The organism is Ponticaulis koreensis DSM 19734 (assembly GCF_000420665.1).
In the GTDB taxonomy this organism is placed as follows: domain Bacteria; phylum Pseudomonadota; class Alphaproteobacteria; order Caulobacterales; family Hyphomonadaceae; genus Ponticaulis; species Ponticaulis koreensis.
Window position 1 is genome coordinate 1,107,745 of sequence record NZ_ATVJ01000001.1, and the last position, 15,492, is coordinate 1,123,236.

Sequence of the window (15,492 nt, forward strand, 5' to 3'; positions counted from 1 at the left end):
AACGCGTGCTGGAGGAGGGGAAATCATGCGGTATCTACAGGGCTTTATTGTTGCGATTGTGGCCATTCTGACATTCGGAGTGATCCAGAACAGCTTGTCGGGACATAATACCCGAACGCAGCAGACGCAAACACTCGCTTCGACTTCAGGCCAACAATCTGGCGTGACGCCCGCCCGGTCTGAAGGGCGCGACGCCCAGACCCTCCGCCGGATTGAAGAGCGTGAGCGCCTTCGTCAGGCTGCCGCAGACGCCAATGAAGAGACGTTCGGCTATCTGCGTTATCGGACAGATACAAGCGGCGCGGCCCCTCTCGCATGCCTCTCTTTTTCTGCGCCGCTCAATCCTGAAATTGACTATTCCACATATGTTCAGGTGACCCCGCGCACCTCATTGTCTTTCTCTGCCAATGGTCAGGACCTATGCATTGGCGGCCTCACATTTTCCGATACACGCGAGTTGGAACTGCGCGAAGGCCTGCCAGCGATGGATGGCCGCGTTCTGGAAGAGAGCGAAACGCTCACGGTCGATTTCACGGATCGTCCCCCTTATGTCGGCTTCTCCGGTTCGGGCGTGATCCTGCCGCGCATTGATGCCGACGGCTTGCCGATCGAGACTGTGAATGTCGACGAAGTCCGCATCGAAGTGACCCGCATTAATGACCGCGCGCTCGCCTTTAAGCGTGTGATGGAAGGCTATACCCGCTCTCAGGGCGGCTATGGCTATCTCTATGGCGACGAAAATCCGGACGATGTGGAAACGCCAATCTGGTCCGGCACGATGGACATTGACGCGCGCCAGAACGAGGCGGTCACCAGCGTCTTCCCGCTGGCTGAAGCCATTGGCGAGCTGGAAGCCGGTGCCTATTTCGTCACGCTGACCGACACGCGCGAAAACCTTGGCCGCGAAGGTCCGCCTGCGCAGGCGCGTCGCTGGATCATTACTACTGACCTCGCTCTGACGAGCTATTGGGGTGAGACCGGCCTCGATGTTGTTGTGCGTTCTCTGCAGACTGCCCGTCAGGTCGGCAATGTCAGCCTGCAGCTTATCGCAGTAAACAATGAAATTCTCGCAGAAGAAACAACTGACGGTGCGCGCGCTGTACATTTCGATCGGGCGCTTCTCAACGGCACAGGTAATCTGCGTCCGCGCATGGTGGTCGCGTTTGGCCCGTCCGGCGATTTTGCGATGCTCGATCTTGATCGCGCGCCAATTGATCTCTCTTCGGAAGGTATTGGCGGTCGCACGCCGAACTATCCGGTGGATGGTTTCGTTTACACAGAGCGCGGCATTTATCGTCCGGGTGAAATGATCCACGCGACAGCAATGCTGCGCGATGATGCTGGCCGTGCGGTGACGGACCGTCAGGGCCGTTTCGTTGTCTATCGTCCGAACGGAATGGAAGCGACACGTGAAGCCTTCACCGAAACCGAACTTGGCGGCGTGACCTTTGATTACGACCTGCCGCGCTCGGCCTCCCGTGGCCAGTGGCGTGTGGTCGTCGAGGTTGACGGTATTGGCGAGGTTGGCTCGACCCGTGTTTCCGTTGAGGACTTCGTTCCGCAGCGTATCCGCGTCGACGTTGAAGCCGACACCGAGACGCCGCTCCGTCGCGGTCAGGCGCGTGATGTTGAAGTCAGCGCTGATTTCCTTTACGGCGCGCCGGGTGCCGGTCTGGTCGTTCAGGCCGAAGCCCGCCTGGAAACCGACCCATCTCCGTTTGATGAGTTTGAAGGCTTCCGTTTCGGTGCACATGACGATGTATTCCGCCAGGAGATTATCGAATTTCCCGAACAGATGACTGATGGCGCAGGCAATGTATCGCTTGCGCTCAATCCGGAAGGCGCTGGCATTAACGCCGACCAGCCGCTTCGTCTTCGGACAGTCGTCTCAGTGCTTGAGCCTGGTGGCCGCGCCGTCTCTGACAGCGTAATTATCCCGTATCGCCCTAGGGCGGCTTATCTCGGCGTGCGTCCGGATTTCGATTACAGCCCGTCGCGCAATGAGGCATTCGCCTTCAATATTGCCTCAATCAGTCCTGAGGGCGAGGCGATGTCTGCGGATGTGAATTGGCGCCTCATTCAGGTCTATTACACTTATGACTGGTATCGCGAGGGCGAGCGCTGGCGCTGGCGCCGGTCCCGTGTCGTGCGTGAGATCAATGAAGGCACACTTGATCTTGATGCCGGTGAAATCGGTACTGTCGATTTTGAGCCGCTCGAAGAGTATGGCGATTACCGCCTGATCGTTACTGACCAGAATACCGATGAAGAAACCAGCTATCAGTTCTGGGTGGGCTGGGGCGGCCGCGCAACCGAAGGCGTGGAAGCGCCAGACCGTGTGCGTTTGTCAGTATCTGATGACCTGCCGACCGAAGGAGAGCGTGCAGAGCTTACGCTGCTGCCGCCTTATGCCGGTGAAGCGCAGATTGTCGTCGCCACCGACCATGTTCTTTCCGTCAGCTATATGACAGTCACAGAGCGCGGCGCTGAAATCTCTCTTCCGGTTACACCGGAATGGGGTGAGGGCGCCTATGTCATGGTGACGGTGTTCTCAGAGCGCGAGCTGACAGAGCGTCCTGTGCCTCGCCGCGCTGTGGGTGTCTCCTATGTGCCGGTTGATACATCTGACCGGACATTCGAGGTGAGCTTTGACGTGCCTGAGCTTGTGCGCCCGCGTACCGAACAAACAATTGGCGTGAACGTTTCAGATGGTCCGCGTGAGCCGATCTTCATGACGCTTGCTGCAGTTGATGAAGGCATTCTGGCGCTCACCAACTTCCAGACGCCGGACCCGGCAAGCTGGTATTTCGGCAAAATGGCGCTTGGCGTAGATATCTATGACGATTATGGCCGCCTGCTCGATCCGAATATGGCGGCCCCGGGTGAAATCCGCTCCGGTGGTGACCAGCTCGGCGGAGAAGGATTGTCGGTCGTACCAACACGAACAGTCGCGCTCTGGTCTGGCATGGTCGATGTGGGGCGCGATGGCCGCGCCGAAGTCGATTTTGAGATTCCGGATTTCAATGGCGAGCTCCGCCTGATGGCGGTGGCATGGTCTGCCAATGGCGTAGGCTCCGGCGATCAGGCGCTTACCGTGCGTGATGAAGTGCCGGTTGAACTCTCTCTGCCGCGCTTCCTTGCGCCAGGCGATAGCGCCGTTGCGACGGCCAGCATTGACAATGTTGAACTGGAAGCCGGTTCATTCGAAGCCTTGTTGCAATCAGATGGCCCGGTGGACTTTCTGACCGAGAGCTTCACTGTCGAGCTGACAGAGGGCCAGCGTGTCGACCAGCCGGTTGATCTGCGCTCGGAGGCCGAAGGCATTTCTGAGCTGACCATTGCGGTGACTGGGCCTGAGGAGTTCTCCGTCGCGCATGAGTATCCGATCCAGACACGCTCTGCCTTCCTTCCGGAGACACGGATCGAACGCACGCTTCTGGCGGCCGGTGAAAGCTACTCAATCCCGCAAGGTCTGATCTCGGGCTATGTGCCGGGCTCTGAGGAAACGGTTGTCTCTTTCTCGGCCCTGCCGATTGATGCCGGTTCGCTTTATGCTTCTCTGTCGCGTTATCCGTATGGCTGTACCGAGCAGATTACGTCGCGTGCACTGCCGCTTCTTTACTCGGAAGAGCTGGCGGTCCTTGCCAATAGTGATGACCCGGACGTTCGCGCCCGTGCCCGCGCTCAGGTGCAGGACGCCATCAACACGCTTTTGAACCGTCAGAGCCCTGATGGCTCGATCGGCCTCTGGCGTGAAGGCGACCGTCACTCCTCACCATGGCTTGGCGCGTACGCAACAGACTTCCTGCTCCGTGCGAGCGAAGAAGGCTATAACGTGCCGCGTGTCTCTCTTGAGCGTGCGCTCGGTGCGCTGGCGACAGTCTCTCAGGGCGAGGCATGGCGTATTTACGGCTATGACACGGATGTCTGGGAAAGCCGCTGGCATAACGATACCGAAGCGCGCCTTATGCGTCGGTCTGCGCCATTCGCGCTCTATGTTCTGGCGAAAGCCGGTGAGGCAGACATTTCTCGTGTCCGCTATATGCATGACCGTGAGCTCTCTCAGATGGAATCGCCATTGGCACGTGCTCAGCTTGGTGCGGCGCTCGCTATTCTTGGTGACCGCGCGCGTGCAACGTCCGCCTTTGAGGCGGCTGTGAACGCCCTCGGTTATTCCAATAATGGTGACTATTATCAGACGGCACTTCGTGACCTTGCCGGTATCATTGCGCTCGCTGCTGAGGTCCAGATGACAGATGTTCTGGAAGAGCTGTCTGAACGTCTCGGCGCAGATGTAAGCGATGGCGATTATCTCTCCACGCAGGAAAAATCCTTCCTGCTTCTGGCGCTTGATGCGATGACGGCAGGTGAACCTGAGCCGCAGATTGCAACAGAGGTAGACGGCGCGAATGCGCGCTATGTTCTCGACAGTGTTGTTGCGGCAGGCGAGGCGAGCTTCATCAATAATGGTGAGGCGCCGATCTGGCAGACGACTTATGTGCGCGGCGCGCCGGTTGAGGCACCGCCTGCATCATCCTCCCAGTTCCGTATCTCGAAAGAGATCATGACGCTGCAGGGTAATCGTGTGGACCTTGATAGCGTTCAGCGCGGTGACCGAATGGTGGTGCGCCTGATCCTGTCACCGGAACAGCGCCGGACAAACCCGATGATCGTTGAAGACCTGCTACCTGCCGGTTTCGAGATCGAAGCCATTCTCAAATATGACGACGGGCTGGAAGCACAGGGCGCGTTCTTCTGGGTTGGCAATATCGCGACACCGAACGTCTCCGAAGCGCGCGATGATCGTTTCGTTGCGGCGATTGATGTGCGCAATGAGCCTGTCACCCTGGCCTATGTGGTCCGTGCGGTTACACCGGGTGAGTTTGCTCTGCCGGGCGCTGTCACCGAGGACATGTACCGCGCAGACGTGTTCGCACGCTCTGACTCGCAGACTGTGACGATTTCGGGTGATGAAGGCTAAACTGTCATCCATAACCCGGCGCTTTTTGCGCCGGGGTTTCTGGCTGAAATCCGGTGCGGTTCTGGCTGGCCTTCTGGTCACGCTGGCTGCGCTGGACCTTGCCTTTCCGCCGCCAATTGAGCGTGCACGGTCTGGCTCGCTCATCGTGACGGATGTGAATGGTATTCCGCTTCGGGCGTTTCCGACAGACGAGGGGCGCTGGCGGATTAGAGCCAATCTGGAAAACACCGATCCACTTTTCATTGAAGCGCTGATCGCGGTTGAGGATGAACGGTTCTATTCCCATTGGGGCGTCGACTTTCTGGCTGTCATCCGCGCGAGTGGACAAGCCATCGGCCGTGGCCGGATTGTGTCCGGCGCGTCCACCATCACCATGCAGACCGCGCGCCTGTTGGAGCCGCGCCCGCGCAATCTCGGCTCCAAGCTGATCGAGATGTTCCGCGCCTTCCAGTTGGAGCGCCGCCTCACCAAGGATGAGATTTTAGAGCTCTATCTGACAATGACGCCTTATGGCGGTAATCTGGAAGGGCTGCGTGCGGCAAGCTGGGCCTATTATGGACGCGAGCCGGACAGGCTGACAGACGACCAGATCGCGCTCTTGCTGGCTTTGCCGCAATCACCGGAAGTGCGTCGCCCCGATCTGCGCCCGGACACTGCGCGTGCGGCACGCAGCCTGTTGCTGACTCGCATGGCTGAGCTTGATCTCATTTCTGCCCAGCGTGCTGATGAGGCGGCGGAATTGCCGCTTCCCGCCAGGAATGCTTTCCCGTCAAATGGCTGGCATGCGAGTGCGCTCATTCGGGAACGTGAATTGGCACGGCTGTCGCCTGGTGATCGTCACGGCATGCCCGTCGCTGATGTGCGCTCTACGATCGATGCCGGTCTTCAGTATGCGCTCGAAGGTTATCTGGAAGAAGTTGCGGGTGAACTCACCGATGAGGTGCAAATCTCCGCAATCGTGGTTGAGAATGAGACACGCGCAGTGCGCGCTATGGTCGGGTCTGCATCACGGGAGCGTCCTGGTGGCTGGATTGATCTGACGAACTCGCCGCGCTCGCCAGGGTCTACGCTAAAGCCATTTATTTACGGCCTCGCTTTCGATGACGGCCTCGCCATGCCGGATACCTTTATCGAGGACCTGCCGGCGCGATTTAACACCTATCGCCCTGAGAATTTTGACCGGTCCTTCCGCGGGCAGGTGCGGGTAAGCGATGCGCTCCAGCATTCGCTCAATGTGCCCGCGGTTCTGGCGCTGGACCGTATCGGGCCTGAACGGTTTGCAACGTCTCTGGAACTCGCCGGTGTGCCACTGCGCGTCTATGGGTCAGCTTCGCGTGATCCGGGGCTGGCCCTGGCACTTGGCGGTGTCGGTATGACCGTTCAGGACTTGGCGCTCCTCTATTCGGGGCTTGGCGATGGCGGCCTGATGCGGCCACTTGTCTGGACCGAGGCTGAGGCGGCTGAAGCTGAAGACTCGTCAGCGCGCCGGTTCATGAGTGCGGGCTCAGCAGCCGAGCTGATTGGTATACTGCAGTCCGCCCCGACACCTGAAGGGCGTATGCCATCCAACCTCACGCGGGATGCGCCAGAGATCGCCTTCAAGACGGGGACGTCTTACGGCTTCCGTGATGCATGGGCGGCAGGTATTGCGCGTGGTCACACGGTGATCGTCTGGGTCGGGCGCGCGGATGGCGCACCAAGGCCCGGCGCAACCGGGCGACGTGCGGCTCTGCCGATCCTGTTCAATGTGTTCGACCGGGTCTCGGCCGAGCTTGATACGCAGGGCAATGCGCAGGACCGCCTGATGGCGGAAGAGAGCTTTACGCCACAACATGCGATGGCGCGCTTTGGGCGAGATGATGATCCGCCGCTTATCCTCTTCCCGCCGGAAAATGTAATTCTGGTGCAAAAGCGGGATGACCATCCAAATCCGGGATTTGTGCTGTCAGGTCGCGGCAGCGGAGACCTTCGCTGGTTCGTGGATGGTGAGCCGATCGCGCTGGATGCAGCAGGCGCGCCATACTGGGTACCGCGAGGGCCGGGCTTTTACAACGTCTCTGCCGTGGACCCTGAAGGGCGGGAATCCCGCGTCGCGATTCGCGTACAGCCGCGTTAAGAAGTTGCGACTTTTTCGTCACGCTTGTGAGTTCTTACAGTCACATCTGCATGAGCGGGGTAGAAATACCGCGCCTTGGCCCCCTAATACGAACCACAAAAATACGCAGGCGCGAAAAATCAGACCTGCGGTTATCGGGTAAATGGGAATGAGTATGCGTATCCCAAAGAATTTCGCGGTTGCGATTGCTGCCGGACTGGCGGCGACAACCATCACAGTTTTCACGCAAGCAGGCGCTGATCAGAACAGCGACACGCCAGTAGCGGTTTCTCAGGCAGATGTCGTTTTTGCGGGTGGATGTTTCTGGTGCACTGAAGCCGATTTCGACAAGGTCGACGGCGTGCTTGAAACGATTTCTGGCTATACTGGCGGCAGTGTTGCCAACCCAAGCTATGAGCAAGTGACACGCGGCAATACGGGCCATTACGAAGCTGTGCGCGTAATCTATGATCCAAGCGTCGTCACATTCGACGAGCTGGTGGACTATTACTGGCGCACGATTGATCCGACCAATCCGAATGGCCAGTTCTGCGACACCGGCCCAAGCTATCGTACGGCGATTTTCGTAGAGACACCTCAGGAGCGCGCGATTGCGGAAGCCTCTCTGGCGGAGCTGGTTGAGGGAGACACATTGCCTGCGCCAATCGTGACCCGGATCATCGATCAGGAAACCTTCTGGCCGGCTGAGGACTATCACCAGAATTACTACCGCGAGAACCGTCAGCGCTATGAGTTCTATCGCGCGCGGTGTGGCCGCGACCAGCGCATTGACGAGGTCTGGGCAAATACACCAGCGCCTGATCATGCAGGCCACTAAATAAAAAAGACGAGGCGAAGGCCTCGTCTTTTTCTTATCCGGTTATTGGTAAGGCCTTACTCAGAGCACTCACCAACGCGTTCAGCTTCGATCATCAGAACCGCTGTCATCTCACCCATGCCTGGTCCCTGACCAGACATGTTGGATGTAATTGATGCGCTGTTGCCGCCATCGCCAAGTTCTATGACCAGATCGCCGGACATGCTCATTTCCGGAGACTCGCAGACCATCGCGTATTCATGTCGGGTGGATGTTTCAGAAATCGCCGTGATCTCGCAACCATCCTGACGAAACTCATCCGGGTCAAAGGCTGCTTCTTCTTCGGTTATGCATTCCAGATTGTTCTCCGGCGGCATTGGCATCGTGTTGCCCATTACCGTAACCGCACCTTCCTGCGTGAAGGACCATTGGCCCGGATTGAGCGCGATTTCTTCTGCGTGAGCAGACGCGGCGCCGAGAAGGAAAACTGCGGCGAGGCCGGTCGACAAAAGCTTCATGAGGATCCCCTTTTTGAAAGCGTCAGCCGCGACCCTAAGGGAAACGCCGGTAGAAAGATACCGGCGCGCTGCTATTCGTTTCCGTCGCGTGGCGCCGGATCAAAACCGGATGCGCGGAAGAGGGTAAAGCGACGCTCTTTCCCGCCGCCAAGATCAATCACCAGCTCGCCTGTTTCTTCGAACGTGTCGAAGTCGCCTCGCAAGCGTTCCAGATGCGATGGGCGGAAATTCAGAACCAGAGCGTTTTCAGCATCTGAATCAGAAATCGGTGTCTCTTCAGAGAAGCTCTGCGGAACGCCTGCAATCTGCCATGACCGCAGCGGAATATCGATCACGCCGTCGCGCCCATAATAGTCGAGGCCGTGCCAGATTTCGCGTTCGTCCACGATGATGGATGTCGCGCCCATTTCGGTGGCGATGGCATTCACGCGCTCAATCGTTTCCGGCCATGCGCGAACGCGCTTGAAGCCGTTTGCAAGACCAGCCTCATTGACCACGGCAGGTGGCGCAACAAGCGCGCCCAAATAAAAAAAGCCGAGTAGTAGGTTGAAGCCGATGCCCGTCATCAGAATGGCGCGCAGGCGTCCGCTGCCGTGAACTGCCCACGCGCCGATCAGGATCGCAGCTGCCGGATAGGCGGTTGCGGCCCAATTAGCGTGCGCGCGGCTGAGAAAAGCTTGAACCAGAATGATCAGCAAAGGCGGCAGCACAAAACCGAGAAGTAGTCTGGCGCGTGTGTCGCTGTGCAGCTGTGTTCGTGACAGGGCAAACAGGATGAAGAAGGTTACAAGCAGGCCAAAGCTCACCGGGCCAAACACGCCAAACTGGTCAAAGAAGAAGGTGAAGAACTCGTCCGGATTGAACATGTCCCCGCCCCAGTTGGCGTTATCAGCAGTATGACCGATAGTTTTGAAGCCATTGCCAAGGCTCCAGAGGGCATGCGGGGTGAGGATAAGACCTGCAGCCAGCGCGGTGACGGCGCCGCGCGGCGAAAGAAGAGCGCGGCGGCTCGCCTGATCGAAGAGGAGCGCAAGCGCCAGACCGATCAGGAAATAGACCATCGCGTATTTAGAGAGAAACCCAAGGCCAATTGCGATGCCGAGCAGGGCTGCGTTCGTCAGGTTCTGTTGGTCGCGCAGGCGTGTCAGCGCATAAAGGCCTGCACTCCAGAACATGAGAAGCGCAGCGTCCGTCGAAATGATCGTGGACGACAGCCAGACACCTGGCATGGTGAGATAAATGGCGGCAGCAAAGAATCCCTCCTTCTCTGACCAGAGGCGGCGCCCAGCCAGAAACAGGAATGTGCCGGTTGTCGCGTGGAGAAAGGGTGCAAGCAGGCGGATCGCCCATTCATCATGCCCGAAAATGCTCGTTGAAAGACCAATAATCCATGCGATCATCGGTGGTTTGGAATAATAACCCCAGTCAAACTCGGTCGACCAGCGCCAGTATTGTGCTTCATCGACACTCAGATTCAGCGTCGAAAACATCAGCGCAATCAAGCGGAGAAGCAGCAGTATAACGCTGAATATAATAAAGATTTTTTTCCAGTCAGTTTGCACTGACTTGTCTGCAGAAAACACGCTTTTCTCCGCTACCCGTGACATGGGTAATTTTTTGCGGGACACTGTGAAAATCAAGCTTGCATGGCAAGCCTAAAATGATTATTTCCGCCGCTCCATTACACCGGGGCCGCGAGGGTCCTGCAATACAAGGTTTATGGCTATGGCATATGGAGTCCCGGTAGAGCCGGATCTAGAAGATAACGTCGAACAGGAGCTGGCCGCATCGGAACAGCGATCTGATGCGGCAGGCGAAGAAGAGCGTCTCGACTTTTTCATCAAACGCGATGGTGTCGAGTTTGCTGGTACCCACCTGATCATCGATCTGTGGGATGTGTCCCGAATTGACGACCCAGCTCATATCGAAAATTCACTTTGTGACGCTGCCGTTCGTGCTGGCGCTACAATTCTCAGCTCAGACTTCCACGTCTTTACACCAAACAATGGTGTGTCCGGCGTGATCGTCCTGTCCGAGAGCCATATCTCCATCCATACCTGGCCAGAGCGTAACTTTGCTGCGGTTGATGTGTTCATGTGCGGTGCCGCACAGCCACACCGAACGATCGAAGCGCTGAAAGAGGCTTTCAACCCGTCACGGGTTGGTCTGACAGAGCACCGCCGCGGTCTGACCGTCTAACGGACCGAAAAGACACGCGCAGAGTGTGACCAGAAATCAGCAGCCGCTGATTAAAAGTTAACATGTCGTTAACTATGAAGCCGGGCAGTCTTGCCCGGCTTTTATTTTTCCCGTTACACAGTTTTAGCGGCATGGGGGTGTGACCATAAAGACGCAATTGGGAAAGTTATGCTGCAGCGCACACGCTTGTCACAAAAGCTTTGCAATCGCGTCATTTAAGCGTCATCAGTCGCCTTTAGAGGCCGCCAAACGTGTCACGCGGACTGCGTTGCGTGATCAACAGGGGAATCACATGTTTAACTGGAAAATGTTCAAAGGCGGTGTTGCTCTTGCTGCTCTGGCAGCTGCATCAGCCGTTCCTGCGTACGCGCAGGTCACCACGTCTACAATTCGTGGTACGATCACAACAGAAGCTGGCGCACCAGTTTCAGGCGCGGCGGTTATCGTCGTTCACGAGCCAACAGGTACAACGTCTTCAGCGCTGACGAGCACTGACGGTATCTACTCTGCGCGTAACCTGCGCGTTGGTGGTCCTTACACTGTCACGATCTCAGGGGCTGACATCCGTACAACGGAAGTTACCGACATTTACCTGAACATCGATGAAACGCTCGACCTGAGCCTTCCGGTTTCTGAAGAGCGCACACTCGACGCTGTTACAGTTACAGCGCCTGCAATTGCAGCTGGCTATCTCGACACAGGTATCTCTACAAACCTTGGTCTTGAAGAACTTGGCCGTGTTGTTTCTATCGACCGCGACATCGCTGACGCAGCTCAGCTCGACCCGTTCGCGTCTATCAATGTTCAGTCTGGTGGCGGTAAAGAGCTTTCCATCGCGGGTGCAAACAACCGTTTCAACTCCCTTACGATTGACGGTATTGCGCTGAACGACCGCTTCGGTCTCAACTCTAACGGCTACCCGACACAACGTTCGCCAATCCCTTACGACGCTATTGCGTCTCTGCAGGTTGAAACCGCACCGTACGACACACAGTTCAACGGCTTTACTGGCGGTACAATCAACGCTGTTACCCAGTCTGGTACTAACGAATTCCACGGTTCCCTGAGCTACTTCACAACTGACGACAGCATGGCTGGCGACCGTATCGGTGACCGCGTTGTCAACCGTACATTCGATGAAGAAGGCTATGCTTTCACGCTCGGTGGTCCGATCATTGAAGATAAACTCTTCTTCTTTGTTGCTTACGAGCATTTTGAAGAGTCTGCAGCATTCCGACGCGGCCCACAGGGTTCCGGCGCGCTGAACGAAGTCGACATCACAGCAGCCGAAGCTCAGCAAATTTCTCAGATTGCTCAGTCTGTATACGGCCTCGACACTGGTTCATTCTCTGGCGTTCCGCCGGTTGAAGATGACAAAATCCTCGTCAACCTTGACTGGAACATCACTGACCAGCACCGTGCACGCCTGACATACATCAACACTGATGGTGCTTCTATCGTCGAGCAGAACGGCAACAACTTCGTTCAGGGCGCTGACGTTGCATTCCCGTCTTCATGGTACAATCGTTCAGAAGTGATCGAATCGTGGATTGCTCACGTTTATTCTGACTGGACACCGAACTTCTCTACGGAGTTCAAATACGCGACAACGACACAGGCAACTGGCCAGGACTCACTCCTCGGTGCTGAGTTTCCACAAATCTCCATCGGTGGCCTCGGTTCACAGGGCGATTCTGTAATCGCATTTGGTCCTGACCGTTTCCGTCATGGTAACTCTCTTGACCAGGAATTCACTCAGTACAAAGCGCTCGCGACGTACATCTATGGTGACCATGCGTTCCAATTCGGTTTCGAGCGTGAAGAAGTCGACGTAAACAACCTGTTCGCTCAGAACTCTGAGGGTACTTACGGTTTCGCGACGATCGCGGACTTCCAGAACAACACACCGTTTGAAGTCACTTACAACAACGCGATCACAAACGACGAAAACGACCTCCGCGCGATCTGGGGTTACAACGTTAACTCTCTATACATTCAGGATGAGTGGAACGTTTCTCCAACGCTGACACTCCTCGGTGGTCTGCGTTACGACTGGTACGAATCTGAAGGTTCTATCCGCGAAAACGCTAACTTCCAGTCTCGCTATGGCTATACAAACACAACAGACCTTGACGGTCTGGATGTTCTCATGCCGCGCTTCGGCTTCACTTGGGATGCAATGGATAACCTCACCGTTCGCGGTGGTATCGGTCGCTTCTCTGGCGGTGCGCCAACTGTTTGGGTATCTAACAGCTACTCCAACGATGGCGTTATCTCCGACGGTGTTGAAAGCGGTGACTTCACGGGTGTTACGCCATACCTGCCAACATCTCCGGATGCGGCAACTGGCCAGTACATCCAGCCGGAATACCTTGCGGCACTTGCTTCTGGTGCGCCAGACGGCCAGGTGAACGCGCTTCACCCAGACTTCGAAATCCCGTCCACGCTGAAAGCGAACCTCGGTTTTGCTTACAATATTGACCTGGGCACATCTGAAGACTGGACGTTCTCGTTCGATGTTCTTTACAACGATTATGAGAACGCGCCTTACTGGACAGTTCCAAGCTGTACCGTAAATGGTACAGCCCCTGATGGTCGCAACACATACGATTGCCCCACATACGACATTGTCGTGAACAGCGCTGACATTGGTGAGAGCTTGCTCTACGCTGTGTCTGTAGACAAAGAGTTCGACAACGGCTTCGATCTCTTCGCAAGCTACACACATCAGGATGTCGAAGACATTGGTGGCGGCACGTCTTCAACGGCAACGTCTAACTTCTCTGACTCTGCTCGCTTTGATTACATCACGCCGACAGCTGGTACATCAAACTTCCAGGTTGAGCATCTGTTCAAACTGCGTCTGAGCTATGAGCGTGAGTTTGTTGAGAACTTCCCGACGACTGTCTCTATGTTCGCGACACGTCGTTCAGGACAGCCTTACTCTTATACTTTCTCAGAGAATAACAATTGTGTGTTCCAGGGCGGTGGTCGCTGCCGTATCGAAAGTGCGGTTGATGATGCGGGTCACCTTCTGTACGTCCCATCAGGCCCATCCGATCCGCTGTTCTCTTCAGCGTCTTTCGGCGGTGATGCTGCGACTCAACAAGCGTTCTTCGATTACATCAACAGCTCCGAGCTTGCTCAGTACGCTGGTGGCATCGCAGAACGTAACGGTGACAACTCTCGCTGGTCTACAATCATCGACCTCCGTTTCGAGCAGGAATTCCCTGGCGTTCTCGACGGTCACCGTTCGTTCTTCTTTGTTGACATCGAGAACCTTGGTAACCTGCTGAATGACGATTGGGGCCGTATCTCTCGTACTGAGTATGAGTATGAGCGCGACGTGGTTGTTGGTGCTATCGACAACGGCCAGTTTGTATACGGTACTGGCGTTGGTGCAGACGGAGTATTTGGCACTGCTGATGACGCAAACCTCGGTCTGGCAAGCAATATCAACAACCTTGAAGATCTGAACCAGTCTCTCTGGCAGATCCAGCTTGGTGCACGTTACGAGTTCTAAGAACCCGTTTCGGATAAGAATTGAGAAAGAGCGGCTTCGGCCGCTCTTTTTTGTTTTGCTCTCGCGAAATTTCATTTCGCATAGAGCGCGCTCAAGGCTGTCTTTCTTACAGAGGCCGAACGGCAGACGGGCGTATGCCCGCTCTCGCGGAGCCGCGGCGCGGCGTGAGCGCAAATTTTGCGAACGAAAGTTCGCGAGAAGAAACGAAATTACCACCCAAACGACTGTGCAGGCGCAGGACGGTAAACGAAGTGCACAACGCGTCCGAGCACATACCGAACATGTAATTTCACTTGCGCTTGTAGCGTTTAGTGATATGTGCGCGAAATGACTGAAATTATCCCGAAACTCCCGCCTGAATGGGCGCCACAAGAGCGTCTCCTGATCGGCTGGCCATCTCATCCAGCCCCGTGGGAAGAGCCTTTTGAGGCCGCCCGCGAGGAAGTTGCCTCTTTGGCAAAGCATCTCATCAATGCGGGCGAGAGCTATGTGGGCGAGGCGACAAAAATTGTGCTCGTTGTTGACGGGCAGGTTGCTGAAGCGGCCGCGCGAAGAATGGTTCCGGGTGCTGAGATTATCAATTTGCCTTGCGGTGATACCTGGGTGAGGGATACCGCGCCGATCTTTTCCCGTGATGGAGGCAAGCTCCACGCGCGCAGCTTCCGCTTCAATGGCTGGGGCGGCAAATACGTCTATCAGGGCGATTCAGAGCTTTCCGAGGCGCTGTCTGAACGCCTTGCTCACGATATGAAGCGTTTTGATTTCATCCTCGAAGGCGGCAGCGTGGATTTCGACGGGGCGGGCCACCTTCTGACAACGGAAGACTGCCTGCTTAACGTGAACCGCAATAAAGGCTGGACGCGAGAGATCGCTGAAGCGCGCCTTAAAGATGCGTTCGGCGTTGAGCATATTATCTGGCTGAAAGATGGTCTTCTGAACGACCATACAGACAGCCATGTAGACAACATTGCGCGCTTTGTGGCGCCGGGCCACGCGCTCTGTCAGGCGCCGCAGCCGGATGATCCGCATGCGGAGCGCCTTAAAGCTGTAGAGACTGATTTGCGAAACTGGCGCGGCGCGAATGGTGAAGCGCTGACCGTCACAACAATTCCGTCTCCGGGCCGTGTGCTCGATGATGAGGGAGGCGTGATGCCGGCCAGCCATATGAATTTTGTGATCACCAATCAGGCTGTTATTGTGCCGATATATAATGATCGCGGTTATGACGCCGTTGAGGCGCTGAAGCCATTCTTCCCCGGCCGTGAGGTGATCGCCTCTTCTGCGCAGGCGATTTTGACGGGCGGCGGCGCGTTTCACTGCATTTCTCAGCAAATTCCTGCTGTTTCAAAGGGTTAATAA

8 protein-coding genes are annotated in these 15,492 nt (G+C 56.4%); 6 read left to right on the forward strand and 2 right to left on the reverse strand.

From position 1 onward, the window contains the following. The first annotated feature begins 25 nt into the window (after positions 1-25). The 3 genes from G523_RS18205 (at position 26) to msrA (ending at position 7,914) form a co-directional block, all read left to right on the forward strand. Complete coding sequence (locus G523_RS18205) at positions 26-4,981, forward strand: alpha-2-macroglobulin family protein (protein ID WP_022694106.1); 4,956 nt, start codon at positions 26-28, stop codon at positions 4,979-4,981. Continuing rightward, entirely contained in the window at positions 4,971-7,097 is a 2,127-nt protein-coding gene (pbpC, locus tag G523_RS0105875; RefSeq protein ID WP_022694107.1) for a penicillin-binding protein 1C, read from the forward strand. The genes G523_RS18205 and pbpC overlap by 11 nt, the downstream gene beginning before the upstream one ends. 148 nt (positions 7,098-7,245) lie before the next feature. Next, on the forward strand, positions 7,246-7,914 hold the full coding sequence (gene msrA / locus G523_RS0105880; protein ID WP_233347266.1) for a peptide-methionine (S)-S-oxide reductase MsrA: 669 nt from the start codon (positions 7,246-7,248) through the stop codon (positions 7,912-7,914). A 56-nt stretch (positions 7,915-7,970) separates the two neighbouring features. Here msrA and G523_RS0105885 read toward each other — a convergent pair whose 3' ends face one another. Both G523_RS0105885 and G523_RS18210 read right to left on the reverse strand, forming a co-directional pair. Beyond that, positions 7,971-8,411, reverse strand: a complete 441-nt coding sequence (locus G523_RS0105885; RefSeq protein ID WP_022694109.1) for a DUF3617 domain-containing protein — start codon at positions 8,409-8,411, stop codon at positions 7,971-7,973. A gap of 71 nt (positions 8,412-8,482) precedes the next feature. After that, entirely contained in the window at positions 8,483-9,901 is a 1,419-nt protein-coding gene (locus tag G523_RS18210) for an ArnT family glycosyltransferase (protein WP_162141030.1), read from the reverse strand. A 235-nt stretch (positions 9,902-10,136) separates the two neighbouring features. Here G523_RS18210 and speD point away from each other — a divergent pair, with 235 nt between their 5' ends. The 3 genes from speD to G523_RS0105905 all read left to right on the forward strand — a co-directional run bounded on the left by speD (position 10,137) and on the right by G523_RS0105905 (position 15,489). Continuing rightward, positions 10,137-10,610, forward strand: coding sequence for an adenosylmethionine decarboxylase (speD, locus tag G523_RS0105895; protein ID WP_022694111.1), 474 nt, complete (start codon positions 10,137-10,139; stop codon positions 10,608-10,610). Between the two features lie 292 nt (positions 10,611-10,902). After that, complete coding sequence (locus G523_RS0105900; protein ID WP_022694112.1) at positions 10,903-14,133, forward strand: TonB-dependent receptor; 3,231 nt, start codon at positions 10,903-10,905, stop codon at positions 14,131-14,133. Positions 14,134-14,460: 327 nt separating this feature from the next. Continuing rightward, a complete protein-coding gene (locus G523_RS0105905) occupies positions 14,461-15,489 on the forward strand; it encodes an agmatine deiminase family protein (protein ID WP_022694113.1) in 1,029 nt (342 codons plus the stop codon). The last annotated feature ends 3 nt before the right edge of the window (positions 15,490-15,492 follow it).